The sequence below is a fragment of the Mucilaginibacter straminoryzae genome, assembly GCF_022953055.1.
Lineage (GTDB): Bacteria > Bacteroidota > Bacteroidia > Sphingobacteriales > Sphingobacteriaceae > Mucilaginibacter > Mucilaginibacter straminoryzae.
Window position 1 is genome coordinate 34,343 of the sequence record NZ_JALJEJ010000012.1, and the last position, 15,331, is coordinate 49,673.

16 protein-coding genes are annotated in these 15,331 nt (G+C 46.4%); 8 read left to right on the forward strand and 8 right to left on the reverse strand.

Annotated features, from left to right (window positions below; translation table 11 throughout):
- Nucleotides 1–1,071, forward strand: coding sequence for a PA0069 family radical SAM protein (locus MUY27_RS18735; RefSeq protein ID WP_245132660.1), 1,071 nt, complete (start codon nucleotides 1–3; stop codon nucleotides 1,069–1,071).
- 113 nt (nucleotides 1,072–1,184) lie between these two features.
- Here the strand turns inward: MUY27_RS18735 and MUY27_RS18740 are convergent, their stop codons facing one another.
- From MUY27_RS18740 to MUY27_RS18765, 6 genes are all read right to left on the reverse strand, one after another.
- Nucleotides 1,185–2,681: a tetratricopeptide repeat protein gene (locus tag MUY27_RS18740; RefSeq protein ID WP_245132662.1), complete on the reverse strand. Its 1,497-nt coding sequence runs from the start codon at nucleotides 2,679–2,681 to the stop codon at nucleotides 1,185–1,187.
- A 193-nt stretch (nucleotides 2,682–2,874) separates the two neighbouring features.
- On the reverse strand, nucleotides 2,875–3,066 hold the full coding sequence (locus MUY27_RS18745) for a hypothetical protein (RefSeq protein ID WP_245132663.1): 192 nt from the start codon (nucleotides 3,064–3,066) through the stop codon (nucleotides 2,875–2,877).
- A gap of 34 nt (nucleotides 3,067–3,100) precedes the next feature.
- A complete protein-coding gene (locus tag MUY27_RS18750) occupies nucleotides 3,101–3,763 on the reverse strand; it encodes a phosphatidylserine decarboxylase family protein (RefSeq protein WP_245132665.1) in 663 nt (220 codons plus the stop codon).
- 63 nt (nucleotides 3,764–3,826) lie between these two features.
- Nucleotides 3,827–4,639, reverse strand: a complete 813-nt coding sequence (locus MUY27_RS18755) for a phosphatidate cytidylyltransferase (RefSeq protein WP_245132667.1) — start codon at nucleotides 4,637–4,639, stop codon at nucleotides 3,827–3,829.
- Entirely contained in the window at nucleotides 4,636–4,848 is a 213-nt protein-coding gene (locus tag MUY27_RS18760) for a putative signal transducing protein (RefSeq protein WP_245132669.1), read from the reverse strand. Before MUY27_RS18760 ends, MUY27_RS18755 begins: the two co-directional genes overlap by 4 nt.
- Nucleotides 4,838–5,767 (reverse strand): CPBP family intramembrane glutamic endopeptidase, encoded by a 930-nt coding sequence (locus MUY27_RS18765; RefSeq protein ID WP_245132671.1) that lies wholly within the window; start codon nucleotides 5,765–5,767, stop codon nucleotides 4,838–4,840. Before MUY27_RS18765 ends, MUY27_RS18760 begins: the two co-directional genes overlap by 11 nt.
- 42 nt (nucleotides 5,768–5,809) lie before the next feature.
- Between MUY27_RS18765 and dusB the strand changes: the two genes are divergently transcribed.
- Together dusB and apaG are read left to right on the forward strand one after the other, a co-directional pair.
- Nucleotides 5,810–6,802 (forward strand): tRNA dihydrouridine synthase DusB, encoded by a 993-nt coding sequence (gene dusB, locus MUY27_RS18770; protein ID WP_245132673.1) that lies wholly within the window; start codon nucleotides 5,810–5,812, stop codon nucleotides 6,800–6,802.
- Between the two features lie 45 nt (nucleotides 6,803–6,847).
- The gene (gene apaG / locus MUY27_RS18775) at nucleotides 6,848–7,234 is read left to right on the forward strand and encodes a Co2+/Mg2+ efflux protein ApaG (protein ID WP_245132676.1); all 387 of its coding nucleotides are present in this window, start codon (nucleotides 6,848–6,850) and stop codon (nucleotides 7,232–7,234) included.
- Nucleotides 7,235–7,302: 68 nt separating this feature from the next.
- Here apaG and MUY27_RS18780 read toward each other — a convergent pair whose 3' ends face one another.
- The gene (locus tag MUY27_RS18780) at nucleotides 7,303–7,653 is read right to left on the reverse strand and encodes a DUF4177 domain-containing protein (RefSeq protein WP_245132678.1); all 351 of its coding nucleotides are present in this window, start codon (nucleotides 7,651–7,653) and stop codon (nucleotides 7,303–7,305) included.
- A 185-nt stretch (nucleotides 7,654–7,838) separates the two neighbouring features.
- Nucleotides 7,839–8,567 (reverse strand): zinc metallopeptidase, encoded by a 729-nt coding sequence (locus tag MUY27_RS18785; protein ID WP_245132680.1) that lies wholly within the window; start codon nucleotides 8,565–8,567, stop codon nucleotides 7,839–7,841.
- Between the two features lie 285 nt (nucleotides 8,568–8,852).
- On the opposite strand from MUY27_RS18785, the gene MUY27_RS18790 reads away from it, so the two are divergent.
- From MUY27_RS18790 to MUY27_RS18810, 5 genes are all read left to right on the forward strand, one after another.
- Nucleotides 8,853–10,727, forward strand: coding sequence for an SPFH domain-containing protein (locus tag MUY27_RS18790; RefSeq protein ID WP_245132682.1), 1,875 nt, complete (start codon nucleotides 8,853–8,855; stop codon nucleotides 10,725–10,727).
- Nucleotides 10,728–10,907: 180 nt separating this feature from the next.
- Entirely contained in the window at nucleotides 10,908–11,954 is a 1,047-nt protein-coding gene (locus MUY27_RS18795; protein ID WP_245132684.1) for a YXWGXW repeat-containing protein, read from the forward strand.
- Nucleotides 11,955–12,132: 178 nt separating this feature from the next.
- Nucleotides 12,133–13,077 (forward strand): glutamate--tRNA ligase family protein, encoded by a 945-nt coding sequence (locus tag MUY27_RS18800; protein WP_245132686.1) that lies wholly within the window; start codon nucleotides 12,133–12,135, stop codon nucleotides 13,075–13,077.
- Nucleotides 13,078–13,631: 554 nt separating this feature from the next.
- On the forward strand, nucleotides 13,632–14,063 hold the full coding sequence (gene tsaE, locus MUY27_RS18805) for a tRNA (adenosine(37)-N6)-threonylcarbamoyltransferase complex ATPase subunit type 1 TsaE (protein ID WP_245132688.1): 432 nt from the start codon (nucleotides 13,632–13,634) through the stop codon (nucleotides 14,061–14,063).
- Nucleotides 14,064–14,101: 38 nt separating this feature from the next.
- Entirely contained in the window at nucleotides 14,102–15,331 is a 1,230-nt protein-coding gene (locus MUY27_RS18810; RefSeq protein WP_245132690.1) for an alanine dehydrogenase, read from the forward strand.

Below are 15,331 nucleotides of genomic sequence, written 5' to 3' on the forward strand. Positions count from 1 at the left end.
ATGCCTTTTGAAGAGAATCCGGAGTTTTTTAAGGGACGCGGCGCGCAGGTAAACACCCACAATAAATACCTGAAGAATAAGTATGTACTGGAGCACCAGGAAGGTATTGACGAACCTTTGCTGGAAAACACCATTACGCAGTTTTACCAGGAAACGGCCAGGAAGATCGTAAGCGAATCTAACAGCCCGGATTTAAGCCACATGTATTCCATAAACCCATACCAGGGTTGCGAACACGGTTGTATTTATTGCTATGCCCGTAACAGCCACGAGTATTATGGCTTTAGCGCCGGTCTTGATTTTGAACGAAAGATTATTGTGAAGCAAAATGCCCCTGAACTGCTGGAAGATTATTTCAACCGGAGGAATTATGAGCCGGTTACCATTATGCTTTCGGGCAATACAGATTGCTATCAGCCGGTTGAACGCAAACTGGGCATTACCCGCCGATTGCTGCAGATTTTTTTGAATTACAAGAACCCGGTAAGTATCATCACCAAGAATAACCTGATCTTGCGTGATCTGGATATTATAGCTGAACTGGCCCGCCTGAACCTGATCCATGTGAACGTTTCCATCACCTCGCTGGATGAACAGCTGCGCCAAAAGCTCGAACCCCGTACCGTAACCGCCACAGGCAGGCTGGCCGTCATAGAAAAGCTGGCTGCGGTGAGTGTGCCGGTACGCGTAATGGCTGCGCCGATTATACCTGGATTGAACAGTAACGAAGTGCCTGATATTATCCGTGCCGCTGCTAACCGCGGTGCGTGCGATGCCGGTTTTATCATGGTGAGATTAAACGGAAGCATTGCAGATATTTTTACCGACTGGCTCTATAAAACGTTCCCGGCAAAAGCAGAAAAGGTATTGCACCAGATCCAAAGCTGCCACGACGGAAAGTTAAACGATAGCGACTTTGGCCGCAGAATGGTAGGCAGCGGAAACGTTGCAGAAGCTATTCATCAACTGTTCAGGGTAGCTTATAACCGGTTCCTGTCCGGCCGTGCAATGCCGCCCTTAGATCATAGTTTATTTACCCCTAAAAAAGGACGGCAGACCAGTTTGTTTTAAGTTTAAACTTGCAAAAGAAGATAACACTTCCGAAATCGAACATCCGAATTCTAAAATCCATCAAATCCGAAATCATCAAAACTAGAAATCAAACATCCGAATTCCGAAATCAATTAAAACCCTAATCGCTTAATACCTTCTTTGGCTTTTTGTTCGATGCTGTTCTCGTACTGGTGGTTCTTAAATGCAATGGCCATATTGTAGTAATGAACAGCCTCTGCACGGTTTTTCTGGCCTTCGTATATACCGCCGATCCGCAGCGCTGCCGTAGGGGCGTAGTAAGAAGCCGTGCCTTTGCCTGCCGCGATAGTTTGCTGATAACTACGCAAGGCGTCTTCATCTTTATTCATCGCTTCGTAGATGCGGCCCTGGCGATAGTAATACTCTGCTTTGTCCTGTACCTGTTTCAGGTCTGCCGGGTTCAAATCGCGCAATATGGCTAAAGCTTTGTCGTAAATGCCACCGTCAAACAGCAGCCGGGCTTTCAGTAGTTCGGGTTGTGGTGCTGGCCCCGAAGCTTCCGCTAAAGCCTGCTTATCTTTATCGTGGTAATTGTAACCTTTTGTTTTTACCAGTTGCACGTACGACTGGTATTTATGCTCATCGCCTTGCAGAAGATAGTACCAAGCCATGTGCCAGTAGGCATCCTTGATATAATTTACGCCTTTATATTCATTCAGGTACTTTCTGAAGTAGTCGTCTGCATTGGTATCCAGCTTGTTCATTTTGGCGATGGCCAGCAGATAATCCAGGTAGGGGTAAGGCTGATAATCGTTCCCCATCGGCCGATGCTCAAGATAAGCAATGGCCTCCGTACTATGCCCTGTGCGGATAGCTACAAAAGCTTTGATGTAGGTTTTTAGTAAACTGCTGCTATCAATACTGGCAGTGTACTGCTGCATTTTGGCAAAGGCCGCGCTATCGTTAATCACATAGGCCTGCACGTAGGTAAGGTAAAACACCAATTCGTCGTAATAGAACGCATAGCCAGATTTTGGCAGCTTGCCGGTTAACTGTTCCAGCATGTTTAAGCCGGTGGCGGTGTTCCCTTTAATTCCGAAGAAACTTAAAGCGCTTTTTAAAGCGCCATCAGGCAGCGAACCCAATAGGATATTCACCATACCCAGGGGGATATCATCCGGTAAAAATCCCGGGAATTTTTTCGCGTTGGATTGCAACAGCCGGTAGGCCCGGTTCACCTCGAAGCCTGCCGTGGTATTCTCGCCAAAGCGGCTATGTAGCAACGCCCATTGCAGGTTGACTTGTGCCTGGCAGAAATTATAGTAAGGCGAGTTCTTGTCCTCATCTTCTAACTTATCCAGCCGTGGGCCTTTATTGTTTTTTAAGCGGTCGAAGTCGGCTTTGTTTTCGGTGGTCAGCAGCCAGAAGTAATCGTAATAATTATCAAGCAGGATAGTAATGGAATTATTGGGATGGACGGCCTTCTCCTGATCGATCTGTACCCGCGCACGCTTAAGCTTCAAACTTAAAATGCTTTCATAAGCTTGTACACAGTTGGCATTAAAATCAAAGTTAGCATAGCTGTTGCTGATGGTTAACGCGCCGAAAAAGCTAAATGCAAAAAAATATTTAAGGTATTTACTAAACAAGTTAAAGGTGCTGAATTGAAAAAGTATCGTGCAAAATAATTACATTTTAAATCTGTAGCGTAATAACGCGCGTATACAGGTATTAATTTTACCGCATTATAACTTTTTAAACTTTAAAAGGTTTTTACCGCCAGCAACAAAAAAAGCCTTCTGCGTATGCAAAAGGCTTTTCCTTAAAATGATTTCAGAATGCTTAGGCCGCTTTCTTTTCTGCAGCTTCGCACATTTTTTTGCATTTAGCTTTTTCTGCAGCAGACGCTTTAGTCATCTTTTTGCAGCAAGATTTTCCAGGTGCGCATTTCATGCCTTTATCTTTATCTGCAGCAAAAGAACCAACTGTTGCTACTGAAAAGGCTAAAGCCAGCATTAAAGTTACTTTTTTCATTCTCTTTGTTTTATTTGGTTTAATACGAATAGGGTTATGCGGGTAGTTCGGCCAGCACTGTGCGGCCGCCTTTTACCACTTCGCCAAGGTTAACATTAACCTTTGAACCTAAAGGTAAGAAAATATCTACGCGCGAACCAAATTTTATAAAGCCAAATTGGCCGCCTTGTTCTACCTGGTCACCTTCTTTTACATACCATACAATGCGGCGGGCCATCGCACCGGCAATCTGGCGGAACAGTACATCCTGGCCAGCGCTGTTTTCGATCACGATGGTGGTACGCTCGTTTTCAGTAGACGATTTCGGATGCCACGCAACCAGGTATTTACCAGGGTGGTATTTAAAATATTTCACCACACCGCTGATGGGGTTGCGGTTAACGTGCACATTAACCGGCGACATAAATACAGAGATCTGGATGCGTTTATCTTTCAGTACTTCGCCTTCTTCTGTTTCTTCAATCACCACTACTTTACCATCTGCCGGGCAAAGCACTTTGGTTTCGTCCTGGTTGATCTTAAAGATCGGGCTGCGGAAAAATTGCAGGATGATCAGGAACAGTAATGCAGAAAAAATATAGATGATCCATTTAAGCGTAAACGCCTGTGGGTAAAAAAACTGGATCACGGCGTTAAGCACAAAAATAAACAGGATACATAGCGCGATAGAGGTATATCCTTCTTTATGAATTGTCATTCTGATATAAAATATTTTTGCAAATGTATGATTATGTAATGGATAACCATTAACACACGCACACTAATTTAGCACGAAGTACAGGTAGGTATAAACGATAGGGGCGGCTAAAAGCAATCCGTCGAAGCGGTCCAGCAGGCCGCCGTGCCCGGGCAGGATACCGCCGCTATCCTTAATATTCAGGCTGCGTTTAAACATGGATTCCACTAAATCGCCCATCGTACCTACACACCCGATAATGATGGCTGCTGATATCCACTGGTTCCAAAGCAGTTCTTTAAAATATAAACTGATGATAAAACCGGCCAGCGAGGCGATCACCACGCCGCCGAAGAAACCTTCCCAGGTCTTCTTGGGCGAATGCCGTTCAAATAACTTGGTTCGGCCCAGCCACCTGCCGCTAAGGTAAGCGCCGGTATCATTCGCCCAAAGCATGATCAGGAAAGCCATAGGGAAGTGGCTGTTGAAAGCCCCGTTAACAAAACCCAGCGCATGAAAGAAGCTAAAAGGGACGATGGTGAAGATCAGCCCTAAAAAAGTAAACCCGATGTTGGTGAATGGCGTTTCTGATCTTTTAAATAATTCCTGGATGAAGATACTGCTCAGGGTTACTGCTAACAATAACACTAACTTGTGAGAGAGTAAGGCATTGTTGAGGTAAAAAGACAGCGCAACCGCTGCAAAAATCCCTGCACCGTTAACTAAACCGGTTTGCTGGTTCACTGCGATACCTGCACCGCGCACAAGGCGGTAAAACTCCTGTAAACATAACAGGCTCAGTAAACAAAAGAATACTGAATAAACGATAGGCCCGGCAAAAAAAGAACCGAGCATTATTACAACAAAGAAAAAGCCGGTAATGGCGCGTGTTTTCATATATTAATCTGGTTCAGGATCATCATCTCTACGGCCTGGCTAAAATCCTGCTCATGAATGTATACTTCAATATTGCCGAAATTGCGGTGTGATGAATCCTGTTTATTCAATAATACCGCACCGATTTGGTTTTCAATCAGCATCTGCTTCACCATTTCGGCCTGGTAATAATTAGTGGAAACGAAAATTTTAACCCAGTTATGCTCCATCAGATGTGCTGTGCCTTCCCCTTAAACTGATATTGCGGAAATTAACGAACAAAAGTACGGTAATAATCATACTGAACAGATACCCGCTGTAACTAAAAATGTGTTGTTCTTCGGGGTTATCTTTAATCAGCTTATGCTGAAATAAATAGGTAAGCACAACGGCGGTGCCGTTGTTCAGGAAGTGGCCCCAGATGGCCGGCCAGATACTGCCGCTCCAGTAAACAAAATAACCGAAGAATACGCCGAGCATCAGCCGTGGCAGGAAGCCAAAAAATTCCATGTGGAAAGCGCTGAACAGTGCAGCGGTGATCCAGATGCCTGCATGGGGGTTACGGCTCCATCGGATAAAGATGGTTTGCAGGCTGCCGCGGAACATCAGTTCTTCTACAATGGCGGTAGTGGCGGCTACCAATAGCAGCACCTTGACCAGGTCCAGCGGCGTGTTCATCTTTAGGATGATGTTGGTGACGCGCTCGGCCTGCTTTTCAGAAGCCTTCATCCATTGCTCTACATCATTCAGCGCAGACGGTAAGGTTAAACGCTGGTTCAGGTTGCTTAAAACTTCCTCTACAGGGAGCGACATGAACATGATCAGCAACACGACAAATAGAAGTATAGGGTTAAAACGGCTGAACTTTAGATACCCGCGCGGTTCTTTCACCACCACATAAGCAAAGAAAATAGGGATAATACCTAACGGGATGGTGGTACTCACGATCTGCAAGATCCATAACGCGCGCACATCGTTTGCGGTGCTGATATTCAGCTGTGCAATGTCCATCAGCGTATTAACGCCGTAGAGGGCAGTAATAATAGCAGACCCGATAAAGTAACCTGCCAGTATCGTTACGGCACAAACCACCACAAAAAGCAGCAGTTGTAATCCGGGATGCATCTGGCTATAGGGCCTGTCTGTCATGTGGTTAAATATTTGTAAATTTGCAGCGCTTAAAGATAAGCCATGTCTGTGCAAATAGGAAATATAGATTTAGGAGAGTTCCCGCTGCTGCTGGCACCGATGGAGGACGTAAGTGATCCGCCGTTCAGGTACGTATGCAAGCAAAACGGGGCCGACATGATGTACACCGAGTTCATCTCGTCTGAAGGATTGATCCGCGATGCGGCTAAAAGCCGGCAAAAGCTGGATATTTTTGAATACGAACGGCCGATAGGCATCCAGATATTCGGCAGCGATATCGAGCACATGCGTAAAGCAACGGAGATATCTACCCAGGCCGGGCCGGATCTGATCGATATTAACTACGGCTGCCCGGTAAAAAATGTGGCTTGCCGCGGCGCTGGTGCAAGTTTGCTGCAGGATATTGATAAAATGGTAGCCATGACCAAGGCCGTGGTGAATGCTACGCACCTGCCTGTGACTGTAAAAACCCGTTTGGGCTGGGACGATAACACCAAGAACGTATACGAAGTAGCCGAGCGGTTACAGGATATCGGCATTAAAGCACTGACTATACACGGACGCACCCGTGCCCAGATGTATAAGGGTGTGGCAGACTGGACGCTGATCCGCGAGATTAAACGGAACCCGCGCATCCAGATACCGATTTTTGGTAACGGCGACATCGATTCGCCCGAGAAAGCGGCGAACTGGCGTTTGGAATACGGCGTAGACGGCATGATGATCGGTCGCGCAGCTATCGGTTATCCCTGGATTTTCCGCGAGGTTAAACATTTCTTTGCCACCGGCGAAAAGCTGCAAGGGCCTACCATTGCCGAGCGGATTGAGGTATGCCGTACACACTTAGAGAAATCTGTTGCCTGGAAAGGACTAAAAACCGGTATTTTTGAGATGCGCAGGCACTACTCAAATTACTTTAAAGGCATAGATCATTTTAAAGAATTTCGCATGAAATTGGTGTCTGCAGGCACTTTAGAAGAAGTGGAAGACATTCTGAATCAGATTGCTATACATTATACTGAAGAGATGGCTTGATTATTGATTAACTATCAATAGATTTGAACATCACAACTTTTTAATATGGTAACTACAATTACTGACGGCGTTAGAGTTTCTGTAGAAACCCAATACCAACCCGAATATTCTAATCCGGCGGGCGATCACTATATGTTTGCCTACAAAATAAATATCGAAAACCTGAGCAACTATACAGTTCAGTTGCTGCGCAGGAGGTGGGATATTTTTGATTCGAACGGAACACATCGCGAAGTGGAAGGCGAGGGCGTAGTTGGCGAACAACCGGTGATAGAGCCTGGGCAGTCGCACGAATATGTTTCGGGTTGCAACCTTAAGACAGATATGGGTATTATGAAAGGTGCTTACCAAATGGTACGTACCATGGATAATTCGGTTTTCAATGTGGAAATCCCAGAATTCTATATGATCGCGCCGTACCGTTTAAACTAATCACGGAACAGATTTCAGAGTCTATTTATACAAATGGAAAGGCCTGCGCACGCAGGCTTTTCTGTTTTTTATCTTTTCCGCTTCAGGATAAACATAAAACGAGTGGACTTATCGGTATTTAATGAACTGTTATAAGGCGTTGTGCTTACCAGTTCCCAACCGTTCATAGCCATATAATTAAGGGCATCTGCAGCCGAGTCGAACGACTGTAGCTTGTCTGTTTCTGCTTTCTTCTCCAAGTCGTTATAGGGCGTTAGCTGCCCGTAATCCACACTAAACTTCAGTTTGCTGCTAAAGGTTCTTTCCACTCCGGTCATCACACAATAAATTTCTTTAGCCTTGTAGGTGATGCTATCGCGCTTTTGGGCAAAACCTATTAAGGGCAGCAGGCAGATAAGGATAAGGCAAAGTTTTTTCATCGGTTTTTCTTATAAGGTAATCTGTATTGGGTTAGGACTTAAAGATGTGGATTGTTGCTTGAAAAAGCAATGTTTTTTATACAGGGATATTAACTATTGCTAAATTATTTGTGGTTTGCCAACGCCTATTAAAGCATAAAAAAACCCGCGGTTAGGCGGGTTTGATGTTTTTGTAACTTAAAGTGTTAGTCGCGGCGGCTGTTCAGCAGCGATACATAATAAAGTAGGGAAGCAAGCGATGATAACGCAGCAACTACATAGGTCATGGCGGCCCACCACAAGGCATCTTTTGCCTGGCTATGCTCTTCACTGGTTTGCATTACGCTATAATTATTGTTGAGCCAGGCTAATGCCCTGCGGCTTGCATCAAACTCTACCGGTAGGGTAATAAAGCTAAAGATGGTAACCAAAGCTAATGCCGCAACGCCGATCATCAGGATATAAGGGTTATTACTAAAAATCAGCAGCATCACACCGATCATCAAGGTCCATTGCACCAACCGGGAAGCAATACTGATGACGGGAACAATCGCAGTACGCAAGGTTAACCAGCTATAAGCTTTAGCATGTTGCACGGCGTGCCCGCATTCGTGGGCGGCTACGGCAGCCGCGGCAACACTGCGGCTGTAATAAACATCCGGGCTAAGGTTTACCGTGCGGTTTTCCGGGTTATAGTGGTCGGTCAGTTCGCCTTCTACAGAAATTACCTGCACATCGTTGATATAATTATCGCGCAGCATCTTTTGCGCTACTTCCGCACCGGTCATGCCGGAAGAAAGCGGTATTTCGGCATAATGCTGAAACTTACTTTTGAAACGCATCTGCACTATCAGGCTCACCACGGCAATTACGATGGTGAGCAGCCAGGCAGACGGAATGCCAATATATGCGGTTATTAAGGTTAAATCAGTCATAACAAATAGTTTGTGCAGTAATTAGTTCAAAAACTATTCCGTAGTAGCTTTGATGCATCGCCTGCGAAGCTACCAAAGCGCTTAGCTGTCAATACTTCAGTGATGAGCTGTTAAAATGTCTTGATTGAATAACAGATCAAAAAAATTAAAAATCTTTGTAACAAACCTCAATCACCGTTATCTTAATACCGTTAAATAGCTAAGGTTCTACAAAAGCTATTACATTTTGTGAGGAGTCCGCACCTTAAGGGCTCTGTTAAAGCAAAAAATAATTCCAACAAAAAAATGGCTGATTTAATTTTTAAGCTCTGGTGGGTGCTGCCCGTCGTTGCTGCGCTGCTGTTGTACAAATCTGTACTGCGCGTTTTCTTTGGTATGGTGATCGTTCCGGATGACCGTATTGGTTTAGTCGTTAAAAAGTTTACCCTTTATGGGGATACGCGCCTGCCGGACGGCCGTATCATCGCTACAAAAGGCGAGGCCGGTATGCAGGCCAAGCCATTAGCGCCAGGACTATACTGGCGTATGTGGCCATGGCAATATGCTATTACCATGGAACCTTTTACCATTATTGAACAGGGGAACCTTGGACTGGTAAAAGCAAAGGACGGTGCCCCGTTAGACACCGGCCGGGTGCTGGGCAGGCCGGTAGAGTGCGATAAGTTCCAGGATTCGCAGGCTTTTCTGGATAATAACGGTCAAAAAGGTCCTCAGGCTGCCTTTTTAACGCCCGGTAGTTACCGGATCAATACCTTTTTATTCGATATCGTTAAAGTGCCGGTAACGCAGATCAACGAAAACAAGGTAGGCATTATTACCACTTTGGATGGCGAACCTTTAGAGAAAGGAGAGATCGCAGGCGGCTCGGTAGCCGGTCACCGTAACTACCAGGACCCTATGGCCTTTATCCACGCAGGTGGTAAAAAGGGTTTGCAGGAAGACGTGATCCTGGCCGGTACTTATTACCTGAACCCGTGGTTTGTGATTGTGGAACAGGTGGACATGATGCACATCCCAATCGGTTACGTCGGCGTGGTGAACTCGTTCGTGGGGCCGGAAGGTACAGATACCAGCGGCGATAACTTTAAGCATGGTAACATTGTGAAGAAAGGGCAGAAAGGCGTTTGGGAAGAACCGTTAGACCCCGGTAAGCACCCGGTAAACATTTACACCCACGGGGTTGAAGTGGTGCCGACCACCAACATTGTTTTGAACTGGGCCAACAGTAGGATGGAAGCGCACGAACTGGACAAGAACTTAAGCACGATCAGCGTTCGTTCATTCGATGGCTTTACCTTTAACCTGGATGTTTCGCAGATTATCCACATCCCGCGTAACGAAGCGCCAAAAGTAATTGCCCGTTTCGGTAAAATGCGCAACCTGGTATCGCAGGTGTTAGAACCTACCATTGCCAACTACTTCCGTAACGCAGCGCAAAAGAGCGATGTGATCGGTTTCTTAACTAACCGTTCGCAACGTCAGGACGATGCAAAAAGCCATATAAGCCAGGTATTGGCAGATTATAACGTAGTCGGCGTGGATACCCTGATCGGTGATATTGTTCCGCCGGAAGCGTTAATGAAAACCATGACCGACCGTAAGCTGGCCGAGGAAGAACGCCATACCTGGGAGATTCAGAAAAGCGCCCAAATGGAACGTAAGGAATTCGAGAGTGCCAAAGCCGGTGCAGATATGCAGCCCGAGATTGTGAAATCAACCCGCCAGGTAGAGATCAACACCCAAATGGCTGCTGCAAAGGTAGCCGCTGCCAAAGGTGACGCCGAGTCAAGGGTGATTAACGCGAAAGCTGATGCCGAAAACCGCACCATTAATGCCAAGGCAGATGCAGAAGCCAAAACCATTATTGCCAAAGCAGATGCTTCTGCTACAGAAGTAAATGGTAATGCCGAAGCCGGTAAAATTAAGGCGATAGGTTTGGCCGAGGCCGAAGTAACCAAACAGAAGACCGAGGCCATGGGTACAGAGCAGTATGCCATTGTGCGTGTAGCAGAAGCGCTGGCCCAAAACAATATCAAGCTGGTGCCAGAGATATTGATCAATGGTAAAGACGGCGGAAACGGCGGCATTGTAGATGCGCTGATCGGTACCGAACTGTTTAAAAAACTACAACAGGAAAATACGCCTAAGAACGAAGCGTAACCGATACTTTTTTAATTCTTATGGCAACCGTTATAGCTGCCATAAGAATTTTTCTTTTTATACCCCTTTCTAAGCTTCTTATAGCCGGTACCGGCCTTACGCTTTAAATTCTAATCCAATTCTAATTTGACTTTGGTAATTAAAATTTATCCAATGCGTATGATGTTAAACAATAAATCTATGAAGAAGCTACTGAAAACAGGCTTAATAGCCTTGGTGATATTATTAGTTAAGGCAAATGTATTTGCGCAGATAAGTGTAGGGATTAGTATTTCTGCCCATGTTGCGCCGCCACCCTTGCCGGTTTATGCCCAGCCGCCCTGCCCGGTTGATGGTTACTTATGGGTACCCGGTTACTGGGCTTGGAGCGACGATATCCAGGATTATTATTGGGTGCCGGGTGTCTGGATGGCTCCTCCGCGGCCAGGATTATTATGGACGCCCGCTTACTGGGGATATACCGGCGGCGTATATGGGTTCCACGCCGGGTACTGGGGCATACACGTAGGTTTTTATGGCGGCATTAACTACGGTTACGGCTATTGTGGAACCGGTTTTGTTGGTGGTGGATGGTCTGGCGATCACTTCCGTTACAACACCGCTGTGGTTAACGTTAATAAAACGGTGATACACAATACCTATATTGATGAAAGCGTGAACGTGCACAATACGGTGGTAAATAACAACCGGGTGAGCTTTAACGGCGGACAGGGTGGCGTACAAGCGCAACCACGTGCCGAAGAGCTGGCCGCTATGCGAGAACAGCATGTACAGGCTACTGCCCAACAAAGCCAGCATGAGCAGCATGCCATGCAAGACCGCAGTCAGTTTTTTAAGAACAACGGAGGCCGGCCAGAGCGGGCAGCGGTGAATAAGGTTGGCGGGGCGCAGGTAAGGGCCGCTAATTATGCCCCGGGCGATCAGCACGGGTTCAGGCAACCGGCGGATAGGGGCGCAAATCCAGCGGGTAATAATGCGATGGATTACAATCACAGGGACAATCAGCTGCAAAGACCGGACGGTAATCATAACATGGCAAATCAGCCGCAACCGGATAACCGTACCAACGCGGCTTATACACCCGGTAACCACGTGCTGCCAAACCGAAACTATGCCATGCAGCAACAACATATGCACAGTATGCCGCAGCCACATGTGCAAGCACCGCATAGTATGCCGCACAACATGCCAAGGCCGCCGCAAATGCACGCCGGACGGCACCACTAAATATTCTTTTCGAGCCCGGTATTGCCGGGCTTTTTTTTGTTCATCAAACTATCAGGGAACCGGTAGAACGATATAAGCTCGAGAAGTGCGATTCCTTCCTCCCCCTTCTCCGGGGAGGGGGAAGAGGGAAATTAAACAACTGTTGAACAAATTACAGTAAACGCTTATTTTCGGTGCGATGGCTTCTGAAACAACTTTCACCCGTACCCGAATTGCACCCACACCCAGCGGATTTCTGCATGTAGGTAATGTACTGTCGTTTGCGGTTACAGCGGCTTTAGCAGAGCAGTATGGCGCGAAAATATTATTGCGCATCGACGACCTGGATCAGGCAAGGGTGAATCCTGCTTTTGTTCAGGATATTTTTGATACCCTTAACTTTCTGGAAATTCCATGGCACGAAGGGCCAAAGGGTTATGCTGATTATCAGGAAAACTGGTCGCAGTTGCACCGGATGGAGCATTATAAAAAGCTGCTGGAGCAGTTGAGGCAGCAGCAATTGGTTTTTGCATGCACCTGTTCAAGGGCTGATATCAAGCGGTTTAGCAATGATGAAACTTATCCCGGAACCTGTCTTATTCAGCACAAAGACCTTAACACTCCTGAAAGCAGTTGGCGGTTAAAAACTGTTAAAGATGCTACGGTGGCAGTTAAAGGGTTGAAAGCAATAACAACAGAACGCCTGCCGGCTTCAATGCAAAACTTTGTTGTCAGGAAGAAAGATAGCTTCCCGGCCTATCAGCTTAGTTCTCTTGCTGACGATATTTTTTTCGGGGTCGACCTGATCGTGCGTGGGCAGGACCTCCGGGATTCTACCTTAGCCCAACTCCACCTGGCGCAATCGCTCGGTTTACAATCATTTCTTGATACTGCCTTTTATCATCATCCGCTGATCAAAGGCAATAACGGGTTGAAACTCTCTAAATCTGCCGGGGATACTTCCATACAGGCACTTCGTAAGCAAGGGAAAACGCCTGCTGATATTTTTTCAATGATTGCCGGTATGCTTGGGCATGATGAGGGAATAAAAAATTGGCGCGAGTTAGGGCAATTACTGCTATCGTATCCGATTGAAAATTTATTAGCTATTGAAAGAAGTAACCAAAGAAAACCTGGTCGTTAGCACATCTTTAGGTTTGCTTAAGTACAGATTCTTCACTATGTTCAGAATGACAACATTTTTTTGAAGAACTGGAGTGTAGGTTTCCTGATCCTATCTGCTAACGGTCGGGAGGGCTTAAATTCCCTTTTTTGGAGGGGGTTAGGGAGAGGTACTGCGCTGTATGCGACACCTAAGAGTAGTGACGCCACTTCGTCATTGAGTTTCTATCTTCTACAAATCATATATAATCGAGCGGAGGACTAAACGTCAAAACGTGCGGGCCGGTCCAACGGACTCCCTCGGAGAAGTATGGCGTGAATGCCATTTTAGCTTTTGGCGAGCAAAGCGAGGTTACTCAAAAGCGTTTAAAATGGCAGGGCGGGCCGAAGCGTCGTTTTGACTTGACTTTTGGTTACTTTTTGTCTAAGAAAAAGTAACTAAGCCTTAAAAAGCTATGAGCAGATTAACTTTAGTGTCTTTATTTACTTATTAATACGGGCACCAATATTCCTCAACTTTTTAATTCCAAGTTCCGGCCCTAATCATATTTTTAAAAACACGAACTTTGTACTCGTATGAACCCTACCTCTCTTACGCTACACATTGCCGATCTTTCGGATCTGCCTAACGCAGCAGATAAACTGTTAGAATTTGCAGCCGATGCGCGCGTTTTTCTGTTTTATGGCGAAATGGGCGCCGGTAAAACCACTTTCACCAAAGCCATTTGTGAAAGGTTAAGCGTTACCGAGCCGGTAAGCAGCCCCACGTTTTCAATCATCAACGAATATAAAGGCACTACAGGCAGTATCTTTCATTTTGATTTTTACCGGTTGAAGAACCAGAGCGAAGCGCTGGACATGGGCTACGAAGAGTATTTCTACTCCGGCAACTACTGCCTGATCGAATGGCCCGAAAAAATACCCGACCTGCTGCCAGAACATTACGTAAAAGTAAGTATCCGCGCGTTGAGCCCCACCAGCCGCGAAATAATTGCCGAACATATTTAAATTTTGACTAACTTCATCGACCGAGGAAATTACAGCGCATGAGTTCAGGGTTATACAGCGGGTTTTCTGATGTGGCTAAACAAGCCATGATGCAACCCCAGGAATCGATGCTTGAGGTTAAAAGCAGAAAGAACAAACTTTATATTGGCATACCAAAAGAGGTTTCCTTCCAGGAAAACCGCATCGCCTTAACGCCCTTGTCTGTAGCCCTGCTGGTGAACAACGGGCACGATGTGATACTGGAAAGTAACGCCGGCCAGTCTGCCAACTTCTCTGATAAAGATTACAGCGATCAGGGCGCGCAGATTGTCTACGACCCAAAACAGGTTTACGAGTCTTCTGATATTATCATCAAAATCGGTCCGCCGACGCTTCGCGAGATCGATCTGATGAAGCCGGGACAGATCCTCTTCTCCACCCTGCAGCTTTCTACCCTGAAACAGGAATGCCTGCAGGCCATGCTGAATAAAAAGATCACGGCGCTTTCTTTTGAGCACCTGCGTGATGAAGGCGGTTCTTTGACCGTCATCCGCGCTATGAGCGAGATTGTCGGCGCGACTTCTATTCTTATCGCCGCAGAATACCTGAGCAACGTTTTTGCCGGAAAGGGCTTGATGTTAGGCGGAATCACCGGTGTACCACCGACAGAAATTGTCATCCTCGGGGCCGGAACCGTAGGCGAATATGCCGCACGTACCGCCATTTCACTTGGTGCCGAAGTAAAAGTTTTCGATCCATCCATATACAAATTACGCCGCTTACAAAACAACATCGGTACCCGCATTTTTACTTCTGTAGTGCAGCCTATTGTGTTGGAAAAGGCCATTACCACCTGCGATGTAGCCATTGGCGCCATGCGGGCAGATGACGGTCGAAGCCCCTGTATTATCAGCGAAGCTACGGTTAGCCGCATGAAGCCAAACTCGGTAATTATCGATGTCAGCATCGATCAGGGCGGTTGTTTCGAAACATCAGAGGTTACTAACCATACTCATCCGGTGTTCCGCAAGTATGATGTAATTCACTACTGCGTGCCGAATATCGCTTCGCGCGTAGCGCGTACAGCCACGTATGCCCTGACCAACATCTTTACCCCGATTTTGCTGGACATCGGCGAACATGGCGGACTGAAGAATGTGATCTGGGAAAAAGCCGGTGTACGGAATGCGGTGTACATTTACCAGGGTAACCTGACCAATAAGCACATGGGTGAACGCTTTAATATCCAGAGTAAAGATTTAGACCTGCTCATCGTTTCAAACCGGTAA

Excerpts from the sequence above, each read along its gene's own strand:
- MUY27_RS18790 (WP_245132682.1), top strand. The coding sequence starts at position 8,853 with ATGGCTGATTTAATTTTTAAGCTCTGGTGGGTGCTGCCCGTCGTTGCT.
- tsaE (WP_245132688.1), top strand. The coding sequence starts at position 13,632 with ATGAACCCTACCTCTCTTACGCTACACATTGCCGATCTTTCGGATCTG.
- MUY27_RS18765 (WP_245132671.1), bottom strand. The coding sequence starts at position 5,767 with ATGACAGACAGGCCCTATAGCCAGATGCATCCCGGATTACAACTGCTG.
- MUY27_RS18785 (WP_245132680.1), bottom strand. The coding sequence starts at position 8,567 with ATGACTGATTTAACCTTAATAACCGCATATATTGGCATTCCGTCTGCC.
- MUY27_RS18735 (WP_245132660.1), top strand. The coding sequence starts at position 1 with ATGCCTTTTGAAGAGAATCCGGAGTTTTTTAAGGGACGCGGCGCGCAG.
- MUY27_RS18745 (WP_245132663.1), bottom strand. The coding sequence starts at position 3,066 with ATGAAAAAAGTAACTTTAATGCTGGCTTTAGCCTTTTCAGTAGCAACA.
- MUY27_RS18810 (WP_245132690.1), top strand. The coding sequence starts at position 14,102 with ATGAGTTCAGGGTTATACAGCGGGTTTTCTGATGTGGCTAAACAAGCC.
- MUY27_RS18760 (WP_245132669.1), bottom strand. The coding sequence starts at position 4,848 with ATGGAGCATAACTGGGTTAAAATTTTCGTTTCCACTAATTATTACCAG.
- apaG (WP_245132676.1), top strand. The coding sequence starts at position 6,848 with ATGGTAACTACAATTACTGACGGCGTTAGAGTTTCTGTAGAAACCCAA.
- MUY27_RS18795 (WP_245132684.1), top strand. The coding sequence starts at position 10,908 with ATGAAGAAGCTACTGAAAACAGGCTTAATAGCCTTGGTGATATTATTA.
- MUY27_RS18755 (WP_245132667.1), bottom strand. The coding sequence starts at position 4,639 with ATGAAAACACGCGCCATTACCGGCTTTTTCTTTGTTGTAATAATGCTC.
- MUY27_RS18780 (WP_245132678.1), bottom strand. The coding sequence starts at position 7,653 with ATGAAAAAACTTTGCCTTATCCTTATCTGCCTGCTGCCCTTAATAGGT.
- MUY27_RS18750 (WP_245132665.1), bottom strand. The coding sequence starts at position 3,763 with ATGACAATTCATAAAGAAGGATATACCTCTATCGCGCTATGTATCCTG.
- dusB (WP_245132673.1), top strand. The coding sequence starts at position 5,810 with ATGTCTGTGCAAATAGGAAATATAGATTTAGGAGAGTTCCCGCTGCTG.
- MUY27_RS18800 (WP_245132686.1), top strand. The coding sequence starts at position 12,133 with ATGGCTTCTGAAACAACTTTCACCCGTACCCGAATTGCACCCACACCC.